Source organism: Burkholderia sp. L-4 (assembly GCF_056856535.1).
This window is the reverse complement of sequence record NZ_JBXEOX010000001.1, coordinates 1,988,224-1,999,593: the sequence shown is the minus strand read 5'-3', so window position 1 is coordinate 1,999,593 and position 11,370 is coordinate 1,988,224. Positions and strand designations below refer to the sequence as shown.

12 protein-coding genes and 1 pseudogene are annotated in these 11,370 nt (G+C 65.6%); 10 read left to right on the top strand and 3 right to left on the bottom strand.

Annotated elements, in window-relative coordinates; translation table 11 throughout:
• Positions 1-58: 58 nt before the first annotated feature.
• From AC1VVG_RS09290 to AC1VVG_RS09255, 8 genes and pseudogenes are all read left to right on the top strand, one after another.
• Entirely contained in the window at positions 59-1,819 is a 1,761-nt protein-coding gene (locus AC1VVG_RS09290) for a ShlB/FhaC/HecB family hemolysin secretion/activation protein (RefSeq protein WP_482835547.1), read from the top strand.
• 73 nt (positions 1,820-1,892) lie between these two features.
• Entirely contained in the window at positions 1,893-2,528 is a 636-nt protein-coding gene (locus AC1VVG_RS09285; protein ID WP_482835546.1) for a hypothetical protein, read from the top strand.
• A gap of 43 nt (positions 2,529-2,571) precedes the next feature.
• Positions 2,572-2,664, top strand: a pseudogene (locus AC1VVG_RS09280) (ABC transporter ATPase); the annotation flags it as partial.
• A gap of 194 nt (positions 2,665-2,858) precedes the next feature.
• Complete coding sequence (locus AC1VVG_RS09275; RefSeq protein ID WP_049028723.1) at positions 2,859-3,608, top strand: FkbM family methyltransferase; 750 nt, start codon at positions 2,859-2,861, stop codon at positions 3,606-3,608.
• Positions 3,609-4,601 (top strand): phosphotransferase enzyme family protein, encoded by a 993-nt coding sequence (locus AC1VVG_RS09270; protein WP_482835545.1) that lies wholly within the window; start codon positions 3,609-3,611, stop codon positions 4,599-4,601.
• Position 4,602: 1 nt separating this feature from the next.
• Positions 4,603-5,481, top strand: coding sequence for a GTP 3',8-cyclase MoaA family protein (locus AC1VVG_RS09265; protein WP_124669009.1), 879 nt, complete (start codon positions 4,603-4,605; stop codon positions 5,479-5,481).
• Positions 5,478-6,545, top strand: coding sequence for an asparagine synthase-related protein (locus AC1VVG_RS09260; RefSeq protein ID WP_200089171.1), 1,068 nt, complete (start codon positions 5,478-5,480; stop codon positions 6,543-6,545). Before AC1VVG_RS09265 ends, AC1VVG_RS09260 begins: the two co-directional genes overlap by 4 nt.
• Before the next feature lie 7 nt (positions 6,546-6,552).
• Entirely contained in the window at positions 6,553-7,761 is a 1,209-nt protein-coding gene (locus tag AC1VVG_RS09255; protein ID WP_482835544.1) for a glycosyltransferase, read from the top strand.
• Here AC1VVG_RS09255 and AC1VVG_RS09250 read toward each other — a convergent pair.
• Positions 7,718-8,407: a cephalosporin hydroxylase family protein gene (locus AC1VVG_RS09250; RefSeq protein ID WP_482835543.1), complete on the bottom strand. Its 690-nt coding sequence runs from the start codon at positions 8,405-8,407 to the stop codon at positions 7,718-7,720. The genes AC1VVG_RS09255 and AC1VVG_RS09250 overlap by 44 nt on opposite strands.
• Between AC1VVG_RS09250 and AC1VVG_RS09245 the strand changes: the two genes are divergently transcribed.
• Entirely contained in the window at positions 8,406-9,398 is a 993-nt protein-coding gene (locus AC1VVG_RS09245; RefSeq protein ID WP_301741447.1) for a phosphotransferase, read from the top strand. The two genes, AC1VVG_RS09250 and AC1VVG_RS09245, sit on opposite strands and share 2 nt — an antisense overlap.
• A 12-nt stretch (positions 9,399-9,410) precedes the next feature.
• Here the strand turns inward: AC1VVG_RS09245 and AC1VVG_RS09240 are convergent, their stop codons facing one another.
• Both AC1VVG_RS09240 and AC1VVG_RS09235 read right to left on the bottom strand, forming a co-directional pair.
• Positions 9,411-9,986, bottom strand: coding sequence for a polysaccharide deacetylase family protein (locus tag AC1VVG_RS09240; RefSeq protein ID WP_482835542.1), 576 nt, complete (start codon positions 9,984-9,986; stop codon positions 9,411-9,413).
• Between the two features lie 58 nt (positions 9,987-10,044).
• On the bottom strand, positions 10,045-10,584 hold the full coding sequence (locus AC1VVG_RS09235) for a hypothetical protein (protein ID WP_482835541.1): 540 nt from the start codon (positions 10,582-10,584) through the stop codon (positions 10,045-10,047).
• 280 nt (positions 10,585-10,864) lie between these two features.
• On the opposite strand from AC1VVG_RS09235, the gene AC1VVG_RS09230 reads away from it, so the two are divergent.
• Positions 10,865-11,344, top strand: coding sequence for a YjjA family protein (locus tag AC1VVG_RS09230; RefSeq protein ID WP_034186804.1), 480 nt, complete (start codon positions 10,865-10,867; stop codon positions 11,342-11,344).
• Positions 11,345-11,370 lie beyond the last annotated feature (26 nt).

The following is an 11,370-nucleotide window of genomic DNA, read 5'->3' as shown; positions in this document are numbered from 1 at the left end:
GCCGTTTCAAGCGTATTGGCTGAGGTCTTTGCGTACGACATATAACGCTGGATAAGCAATGAAAATTAGAAAACGGCTGGCGGCCTTACCGATCACAGCCTTGGTATCGCTCGGGGTACAAGCACAGCAGGCCCCGACGCCTGCCGACCAAGCCGCCGCCGCCCGCGCGAACGCGGAACAGGATCGACAAGCGCAGCAGCAACGCGACGCACAACAGCGCGACGCGGCGCTGCGTGCCCCGTCCGTGCGTTCAGACGTGCCGCGCGCTGAAACGTATCCACCGCTGCCGAGCGAACAACCGTGCTTCCGGATCGACCGCTTCGCGCTCGACGTGCCGGACTCGATGCCGGCCGCTGCGAAGTCGGCCGGCGCGTCCGCGCTGCCGATGGATCGCTTCGCCTTTGCGCGCGAATGGCTCGCCCACTACGCGGGTCAGTGCGTCGGCAAGCAGGGTGTCGATACGATCGTCAAGGGGCTGTCGCGCGCGATCTTGGCGCGGGGCTACATCACTACGCGCGTTGTACTGCCGGAACAGGATTTGACGACTGGTACGCTGAAAGTCGCGCTGATTCCCGGCATCATCCGACACGTGCGCTTTGCCGACGAGAAATTGCGCGGCACGTGGAAGACCGCGTTCCCGACCGGTGACGGCGAAGTGCTGAACCTGCGCGACCTTGAGCAAGGTCTGGAGCAAATGAAGCGCGTCACCAGTCAGGACGTATCGATGCAGATCGTCCCCGCTGACCAGCCGGGCGAAAGCGATGTTGTGTTGGACGTGAAGCGTGGCAAGCCGTGGACCGTCGTCGCATCGATCGACAATTCGAGCACGCGCGCAACGGGCAAGCTACAGGGCAACCTGTCGATCGGCATCGATAACCCGCTCGGCTTGAACGACGTGTTCAACGTCGGCGTCAGTCAAGACCTCGAATTCGGCGACAAGCGCCTTGGGTCACACGGGTGGAACGGCTTCTACTCGATTCCGTGGGGCTACTGGACCGCTACGGTTGCGGCCTATACGAACACCTACTATCAACAGATTGCCGGTGTGAACCAGACGTTCGTCGCGAGCGGCAATTCGAAGACGATCGATTTCAAGCTTGCCCGAGTGCTTGCACGCAGTCAGAACGACGTGTTCGGCGGCTATGTCCGCTTGTCCCGTCGCTTCGGCCAGAGCTTCATCGAAGATACGGAAATCCCGCAGCAGCGTCGTAACAACACGTTCGTTGAATTCGGCCTGACCGACCGTCACTACTTCGACGGGGCGCAGTTCGACGGCACGCTGGCGTACCGGCAGGGCGTCGGAGGCTTGGGTGCGCAGGACGACATTCTTGCTCCCGGCGGCGGTCCGACTTACCGCTTCAAGATGGCGGTACTCGACGCGAACCTCTCGGTGCCGTTCGCGATCGCGAAGCAGCCGTTCCGGTACGTGACGAGCATCCACGGCCAATATACCGGGAACTCGCTGTACTACATCGATGACTTGACGATCGGCAGTCGCTACACAGTTCGCGGTTTCGACGGCGAAACGATGCTGGCGGCGGCGCGCGGCTTCTACTGGCGCAACGAACTGCAGATGCCGATCGGACAGACCGGACAGGCGATTTATGCGGGACTGGATTACGGTCGCGTTTGGGGGCCGCAACCGGTTGCGTTGGTCGGTACGCAGTTGGCCGGTGCCGTAATCGGCATCAAGGGCAGCGTCGCGACGCGTTTCGGCGGCTACGGTTACGACCTGTTCGCCGGTACGCCGGTCTACAAGCCGTCTGGATTTCCGACCGCGCGCGTCACGCTCGGGTTTCAAGTGACGGCTCAATTCTGACCATTTTTCCCGACCTCGATGACATGAAGTCTAGCGTGCAGATTTTCAGTGCAGTACAAAAGGGGACAAAACCTTGAAATCGATAAAACAAAATTCTGCGCTGATTCTCATGGCAGCAGCGGCGGCACTTGCCGGTTGTGCGTCGAACATGGCGGACATCCCGCGCGAGCAAAAACTCGCACCGGTTGTTGTGTACGTCGAGTCGTGCGGCAATTACCAGCTTGACGGCACGCTATCGAAATACGTTTGGGATACGGTTGAAATCAAGTATGAGAACCGTCGTCGGAGGATGAATCAGTTGCTCAATATGTGCAACAAATTCAACGCGTCGATTGCGTCGGCGATCTCTGCGGAAGGCATCAATGCAAGGATCGTGTCCGTGACGACCGAAGAGCCGCCGACGCAGGAAGTTCGCGACCGGGATGCCGTCGCCTTGGGGGCAACGTATGCGCTCTACGTTGGAAAGCCGATCTTCAAATCGATTCTTCAATCATCAGGACAACGGCCGCTTACGATTGTCGCCTACGACCTGAACCTTTACCGGGTAGGAAGAAACAAGCCGATCGGGACGGGGGAAGCGAACGATTTGGATGCGAGCATCGCCGCAAATCGTGTTGCGCATACGCTTGTTGAGCGCTGTAACCCGAGTTTCGTATATGGCTGCGCCAATGACCCAAGTTACGGGATTACTGGAACAGTTGGCGGTTGAACTTCGAGCAGCCCGTGGATAGAAGACTTACAAGGTATGTCCGGCGAACCGGATCATCGAAGTGCGCACGGATGGCACGCTGTTCGACTCCGGTGGGAATTACGAGGAATTCCTGACGAGTCAGGGGAAGGAGTAAGTGTCCTGAGTCGTACCTGATCCGTTGCACCCAAGAGGGCCGCCGAGTTGTACTTGGCGGCCCTTTTTGTTTCCGCCGGTTGCGACGCCCGCTGGCGTCGCACACTCCGGTTTCCTCTGCTCAATCGACTTCGGGTAAATTACACTCCAAACGCACGTCGCCATTCCCCATTCCGACCCGGAGCCCGTTTCTCGATGCAGGACCATCCTCTCCCGCTCGACCTGTCCGGCCTTGCGCCAAGCCTGTACGCGCAGGGCACCGAGGAAAGCATCCTGTCGCGGCTGATGGAGCGGATCGCCCCGACCAACCGCTTCTGCGTCGATATCGGCGCGAGCGACGGCCTGCGCAACAGCAACACCGCGCGGCTGCTGCGTGAGGAGGATTGGGCCGGCGTACTGGTGGAAGGCAGCGCATACCGGTTCGGCAAGCTTGCCGCTCACTACGCGGGCGCAGAGCGCGTCCGGCTGCATCACGACCGCGTCCAGCCCGACACGGTCGACCACCTGCTCGCCAATGCGGACACGCCTGAGGACTTCGACCTGCTGTCGATCGACATCGACGGCAACGACTACTGGGTCTGGCGTGGGCTGCAAGCGTTCAAGCCGCGCATCGTCGTGATCGAGTACAACCCGTACTACACGCCGCCCGAGCGCTGGGTCATGTGCTTCAACCCGGATCACGAATGGGACGGCTCGACCTATTACGGCGCAAGCCTCGAATCGCTCGTTCATCTCGGCAGGCAAAAGGGCTATGAACTCGTCTGCTGCGACGACATGGGCAACAACGCGTTCTTCGTGCGGCAGGACCTGTATCCGCTGCTGGGCATCGCGAACAACGATCCTTCGGTGCTGTTCCGGCCGGCGATGTACAAGCTGCGCTACGTCGGGCACAACACGTTCCTGACCGGTCATCCGTATCGGCACGGGCCGGCCGAGCATATCTGAATGGGGCCGCTTGCCGCCACCTTCGACGAGATTCGAGAGGCCTACGCGCTCGGCCGCGGTCCCGCGCCGCGCCGGGTCAGTGAACGCGTGTGGCATCTGCCGGCCGACGGCGGCGATATGGCCGTCAAGCTTTACGCGTCCGAGCACCATGCACGCGCGGCAAAGGAGGCTGCCATCCTCGCGCACCTCGAAACTCACGGCGATACCCGGTTCCATGTACAGACGCTGAAGCGCACGACGGGCGGCGATCCGCTGTGGACGGGGCAACACTCGCACGCGATGCTGACGCGCTGGGAGGCCGCGCAGTTCAGAACCTACGACACGTTTTCACCGGCCGAATGGGATGCGCTCGGCGCGAGTCTGGCTGCGTTGCACCTGGGCCTCGAACGGCTTCATCTGCTGTCGCTTGATACGATTCGCGCGCGCTTGGCTGCAATCGACGCGGATGCGGTGCGCCGCAGCCTGCTGGATGCATTGAATCGCTCGCGCTCGAACGGCAACGCCGCGAACTTGCGCCGTTACGTCGATCTCGCACTGCGCATGCTCGATCGCTACTATCCCGGCAGTCTCGACGCGTTTCCCGCCGACGACCCGCAGTACCCGATCCACAACGACTACAACCAGTTCAACTATCTGTTCACGGGCCGGCTGCCGCCGCTGATCCTCGACTGGGAAGCGTCGATCGGCGCGCCGCGCGAATACGAACTGGTACGCTGCCTGAATCATCTGCCGCTGGAAGCGCCGCAACGGGCGGAAGCGTTCGTGCGTGCCTACCAGCGGGTGCGGCCGGTGAATCCGGCGCGTATCGCCTGGGCGGTCGATGCGGCGTGTCTGCAGCACGCACTCAAGCTGTGGATCGTGCAAGGCTGGCTGGACGATCCGTCGCGCTTCGCGTCGCACCTGAGCGGCGCGGTGACGATGGCATCCGCGATGGTGGACGCACGCGGCCATCTGGTCGATTTCTTTTCCCGTTGCGTGGAAGCAGGAAACTGACGTGAGTGTGAATCCGAACGAGATCCCGAATCCGCCGCCGTCCGGCGAGCGCCAGCATGTGTTTCCGCCGCCGCTGGATCGCGATTACCGGGTCGAAAACGGCCGCATCCGGACGCGGTCGCTGGAAGCGCATATCGTCGACCACTGCAACCTGACCTGCGCGGAATGCTGCTCGCTGTCGCCGCTCCTGCCGGCGTGGCACGCGAGCCCCGATTCGATCGAGGCCGATCTGCGCATGGCCGCGAAGGTATTGAGCCCGCGCATGTTCAAGCTGGTCGGCGGCGAGCCGCTGTTGCATCCGGCGCTCGTCGAAATCGTCGAACGCGTGCGCGGCACGGGTATCGCGCCCGTGATCTCGGTCACGACCAACGGCCTGAAACTCGGCGAGATGCCGGACGCGTTCTGGCAAGCGGTCGATGCGCTGACGATCTCGCGCTATCCGAGGCCGGCGCTTTCGCCCGAACTGATCGCGCACGTCGAGCGCCAGGCCGCGCGTTTCGGCGTACGCCTGAACTGGAAGGTGCAGGACGTGTTCACGACGATGAATCGCGCCCAGCCCGGCACGGACCGCGACGAAGCGCAGCGTCTCTATCACGATTGCTGGATTCGCGAGCGCTGCCACATGATTCGCGACGGCATGTTCTACACGTGCACGCGTCCCGCGCATTTCCATACGCTTTACCGGGGCGAGAAGGATTTCCAGGCCGACGGCCTGCCGTTGCGCGACGATGAGGACATGCTCGACGCAATGCTCGCCTATCTGCAGCGCGACGCGCCGCTCGAAGCGTGCCTGCATTGCCAGGGCGGCAGCGCGCCGGTGGCGCCGCATCGCATCCTGAAACGCATTGAAGTGGACATCCTGAAGGCTCGTTATCCATGATCGTCGGCACGCGCGACCCGTTCGGGTTCGATCGTCTTCACTACCATCCGCGCAGCGGCGTGTCGGCGTCCGGCATCCGCGCCGTCCTGCGCGCGTCGGCGCAGCCGGCCGGCGCGCCGGACGCGGCCGCGATCGCGGGTTACCTGAGCGGCGAGCGGCTCGTCGGCCGCACCGTGCTGCGCGACGTGCTCGCGGTGCCGCCGGGGCATGCGCTGATCCGTTCGCCGCAAGGATTGACGGTGCAGCCGTCGCCCGAGCGGCCGCGGCATGCCGATCTGGACACCGTGCTGCGCGCGTCGCTGCAACGCGCGCTCGACAGCGGCAAGCGCGTTGCACTGGCGCTGAGCGGCGGCCTCGATTCGGCGCTGCTGCTCGCGTTGTTGCGCGAACTCGGCGCGCTGCCGCACGTGACGGCCTACGTGCTCGCGACCGAGATGCCCGACTATTGCGAGCTCGACGCGGCGCTTGAACTCGCGACGCAGATGCAGGCGAACGTGAAGATCGTGCGGGCGAATGAAGCCGATTTCGTCGCGGCGCTGCCGAGAACGACCCATGCGGTCGAGGAGCCGATGTTCAATCTGCATCCGGTCGCGAAGCGGTTGCTGGCCGAGGCCATGGCGGCGGACGGCATCGAGGTTGCAATTACCGGCGACGGCGCGGATCAGGTGTTGCGCCGCGACCGGTCGGCCAATTACCTGCCGCTGTGCCACGCGTTGTTCGATGCGGCGGCGGTTGACCTGCATCCGCCGTTCGTCGATGCGGAGGTCGTCGCGCATCTGACGAGCATCGCGCCGGACCCGAACAAGCAATGCCTGCGCGATCTCGGTGCGCGCCTGAACCTGCCGGACCGTCTGGTGCACGGCCCCAAGCGCGGACGACTCGCGCCGGCGATGGACCTCGGCGCGCTGCTCGATCGCGAGCGCACGCATGCGCTGGCCGGTACGCTCGGCCTTGCCGCGCCCGCGCTGCGGGCCGATACCGAGCGCGTGCTGTGGGCGACGCTGACCCTGATCCTCGATCATCTCGAGCACCTTCATCTCGATGCCGCGCATCGTCCAACCTGAACCGCTCATGACACGCATCCTGTTCTGCGTCGTGCCCGAGAAGGGCCACGTCAATCCGTGCATCGGCCCGGCACAGCATCTGCGCGCGGCCGGCTGCGACGTCGCGTTCTACGCGCCGGCCGATATCAGCGAACAGCTCGACGGCGCCGGCGACTTCGCGTTCCTCGGGCCGCGCGAGACGCCCGAGCGCCACGACCTGTCGCGCGGCGCGAGCTTCGCCGCGAACATTCGCGACGCCGACTGGCTGCGGCACTGGATCCGCACGCTGCTGATCGACCTGGCGCCGTCGCAGGTGGACGGCATCCGTGCGGTGCTGCGCGACTGGCGGCCCGATGTGGTCGTGATCGATCCGCTGCTTTACGCGGCAGCGATCGCCGCCGAGCTGGAAGGGCTGCCGTGGGTGTCGATGTCGAATTCGCTGAATCCGGTGCTGCCGGACGATCTCGATTCGGAACTGCTGCGCACGGTGCGATGGCTCGCGCCGGAACGTGCCGGGCTGTTTGCGCGCTACGGGCTCGATGCGCGTTTTCGCGGGTGCGATGTCCTGTCGCCGCACCTGACGCTCGCGTTCACGACCGACGCGCTGGTCGGTGCGCCGCCGCCGGGTGTCGAGCTGGCCGGCCCCGCGATGCCGTCGGGGCCGCGCGGCGACGAGACGGCGTTTCCGTGGGCGCGTATCGACGCCGGTCGCCCGCTCGTCTACATGTCGCTCGGCAGCCAGCTTTACTACCATCCGGACCTGTTCTCGAAGGTGGTCGACGCGACGCGCGCGACGTCGGCGCAACTGGTGCTGTCGGTAGGCGAACTGGTCGATTCGGATCTGCTGCCGGCCGGTGACGAGCGCGTGATCGCGGTGCGCTATGCGCCGCAGCTGGCGCTGCTGCGGCGCACGCATGCGTTCGTCAGCCATGGCGGCGCCAATTCGGTGATGGAATCGCTCGCGTGCGGTGTGCCGATGCTGCTGTCGCCGTTCTGCAACGACCAGTTTCATTCGGCGCACTTCGTCGAGCGGGCCGGCGCGGCGTGCGTGCTCGATCTGCAGCGTGCCGGCGTCGCGGAGATTGCCGCTGCGCTCGAGCGCCTGTTGCGTCCGGGCCCGCTGCGCGAGCATGCGGCACGGATTCGCGACAGCTACGCCGCGCGCGACGGCTCCGCGCAAGCCGCTCGCCTGATCAGCGCACTCGCTTCAGGAAACCGCCTGGCGACAGCGTCATGAGCACGCGGTCCTCGATGTCGTGGTCGGCCTCGAAACGGTCGTCGCGGGCGAGAAATTCACGCGCGGCCGTGGCCGGGTTGTTGCCGCGGCCGTACGGCTTGCCGTCGAACATCGATGCGGGCAGATACTCCATGATGGTATCCATCACGATCGCATAGCTGCCGGGCGTCACGAGCGGCGCATAGCATTCGAGTTCGCGCAGCACGTGCGCATGGGTATGCGTGAGATCGAGGATCGCCATCACGCGCGCGCCGTCGCGGAGCTGCGCGTGCACCGCCGCGAGCGTGTCGGCCGCGCACGATTCGCCTTCGATCAGCACCATGCGATGGGCCAGCCGGTGCGATCGCAGGCGCTGCCTGACCTCGTCGCGCAGCCGCGGTTCGACCGCGACGACGCGGCCGTGCCCGCCGGCCAGTTCCAGCATCGACGCGGAGAACACGACACCGCCGCCCGCCGCGATGCCGGTCTGCACGATACAGTCGGGGCGTTCGCGCCAGATCAGTTCCTGAAGCGCGAGCATGTCGCCGGGCAGATGGAAGAAGCGCTCGCCGAGCCAGCGCGTCTGGAACAGATGGTCGAATTCGGCGGCGCGCGTCAGCCATTCGATATTGAGGTCCCGCATGCGGGCCGAAGGACGCTCTGACATGGTCAATGCAACGAGTAGGAGTGACGTGAAAACGCTGGAATCGTGGCTGCGCCGGTACTGGAACATCGTGCCGGCACGCGTGCAGGCGATGGCATCGGGCCATACTAACAAAACGTATCTCGTCGAGTATGACGCGGGGCGCGCGGTGCTGCGCGTGTCGTGGCCCGGCAAGCCGGCCGAGCAGGTGCGTCGCGAGGCGTCGATACTCGGTCATCTCGGCGAGACGCGTACGGTGCCGGCATTACCCGCGCTGCCGCGGCTGAGGCCGACCGTCGATGCGCAATCCGGCGTGCTCATCGACGATGGAAGCTGGCTGCACCTGTTCGAACCTGTCGACGGCGATCCCGGCTTGCCGCATGACGCGCAAGCGGGGGCGATCGATGCGATGCGCGCGCTCGCGCATCTGCATGCGGCACTGGCCACGATACCCGTGAGCGAATCGACGCCGCTGGCGTGGTTGTCGGCCCGTCATGCGCGCGTGTCGGCGCACGCGATGCCGTCGCTGCCGGCCGGTTTGAGCGGCGATTACGATGCGGTGATCCGGCGGATCGGCGCGCATCTCGACGCCGCCGCGCACTGGCTGGCGGGGCCGGTGCATTGGCTGCACGGCGACTATCACGCGGGCAACCTGCTGTATGTCGGCCACACGGTAAACGGCGTGCTGGATTTCGACGATGCCGGGCAGGGCGCGCAGTGGCTCGAGGCGGCTTTCGCACTGTTCGCGCTGTCGCGCGACGCGGGCAGGGACGATCGTTTCGTGTTCGATGCGCAGCGCTGGGAGGCCGGCTTGCACGCCTATGCGGCGACGCGGCGCGACGGTGTACCGGGCTGGATGCGTGCCGAGCGCGATGCGTTGATGACGCTGTTCTGCGTGGACCAGACGCTGATCCATCTGGAGGCGGCACAGCGCGGCTTGTGGATGCCGGGGCCCGGCATCGGCTTTCTCGGCGGCTGGCGGCAGTTGCTGGACAGTGCAGCGCCGGGAAGCTGACCGGCCGTTGCTTCAGCTTCGCCGATTCAGGAACAGGCGGACGGCTTCGACCGTGTTGGGCCGCGCGTCGCCATGTCGCGAGCCGTCGTGCATGCAGAACAGCACGTCGCGACGCTGCGTCGCGCGGGCGTCGGCATGCGCGCACATCGTGTCGAACAGCGCCTGCGGCGACGGCGCCGGCCGCTGCCAGTCGTCCAGTATCGCGGTCCAGCCCGTGTGTTCGCGCCGCAGGCGCGCCAGCACGCCGGCGCGATCGTCCCGCGGCATCAGCCCGTACGGCAGACGCAACGGGATCGCGTCCGGCGCGGCAATACCGGCCCGGCAATAGGCGTCGCGGATCAGTGCGTCGGTCGCCTCGATCTCGCCGATCAGCGCGTCGTCCGCCAGCGCGCCCGGTCTGGCATGCGAATGGGTGTGATTGCCGAGGCGATGGCCTTCGCGCGCCATTCTCGCGGCGACGTCGAGTGCGCCCGCCAGATGTTTACCGAGCAGGAAGAAGGTCGCCTGGCACGATGCGTCGCGCAGGACGTCGAGCAGCGAAGGGGTCGACGGACCGGGGCCGTCGTCGAAGCTGAGGTGAATGGACATCGCGGGCGGGCGTGCCGTCTAGGGTGTACCGGACGAACGATAGCGCAATTCGCGCCGGCTACTGAATCGGCTCGACGTGCAGCGGACAGGTGCCGATCGGGCGCAAGCGCTTGCCGGTCCACGTATAGAAGAACCGGGCGGCCTTCGCGTGGTTGTCGTCGCAATCGCCGTTGAAGCAGCCGGCGACGATCAGCAGCGTACTGCCGGCACGGAAGTCGACGCGCTCGTCGTCGTTGCCCGTCACGCCCGAAATGGCGGTGACGCCCGGCATCGTGTATGTCGCGCCCGAGTACTTGTCGACGATCGCGAAATTCCGGCAATCCGTGCCGCAACCCCAGATCGCGACGCGATAGTGACCGGCAAAATTGGCCGGTTGCGTGAATGCGTCGCGGATCACGGTGCGGTACAGGCGTGCTTCCTTGCCGGCCAAGCGGGGCGATGCGGCCGGCTGGCGCGGCGCGCGCGCGGCCGGTGCCGGATAGCGGTCGAACGACGGTGACGGGCATGCCGCCGCGGGCGCCGCACGGGCAGTGCCTGAACCGGTGATCAGCGCAGCCGCTGTGCCGGCGAGCAGCAGCATTCGATGGGCGAGCGCCACGCGAGCATCCTTCAGGTTCGAGGTTGAAGGCCGGCCGGCGGCGACGATTCCATGACGCTTCATGCGCGCCGGCGAGACGGAATGCGATCGTCGGTACGCGCCTTCGGTCGCATGTCGAGCTTGCAGTGCCGGCCGGCACGCCGTCAAGCATTGTCAAATCGCCGCGATATCACGATGCCTGACGTTTCGGACCCGGCATGAAGGCTGTCATGCAGGGGGGGATTGAGTATGCTTGGATTCGATTCGCGGTACTCACGCCGTGACAACCGGGAGGCTTTACATGAATGCACGTCTATACCGCGCGACCATTGCCGGCGCGCTGATCGGATTGCTCGCGCCGTTTTCGGTGGCCCATGCGCAGCTGGGCGATGTCCTGAAACAGGTCGGCGGCGGCGATTCGGGCGGTAGCGCGGGTGGTGCGCTCGGCAACCTCGGCGGCCTCGGCGGCGCGCTGACGGGCGGCGGCGGGGCGTCGCTGACGCCGGGCAGCACCGGCAACGTCGCGGGCCTGCTGCAGTTCTGCATCCAGAACAACTATCTCGGCGGCGCGTCCGGCAGTGGCGCGTCGTCGGTGAAGGACGCGCTGCTGAGCAAGCTCGGCGGCAATGCGTCGTCGGACAGCGGTTATACGAGCGGCGCGAGCGGGATCCTCGACGCCGGCAACGGCGGCAAGCTCGACCTGAGCGGCGGCGGCCTGAAGCAGCAGGTGACCAGGCAGATCTGCGACAAGGTACTGACGCAGGCGAAATCGCTGCTGTAAGCACCACAGCGGCACGCACGGCGCGT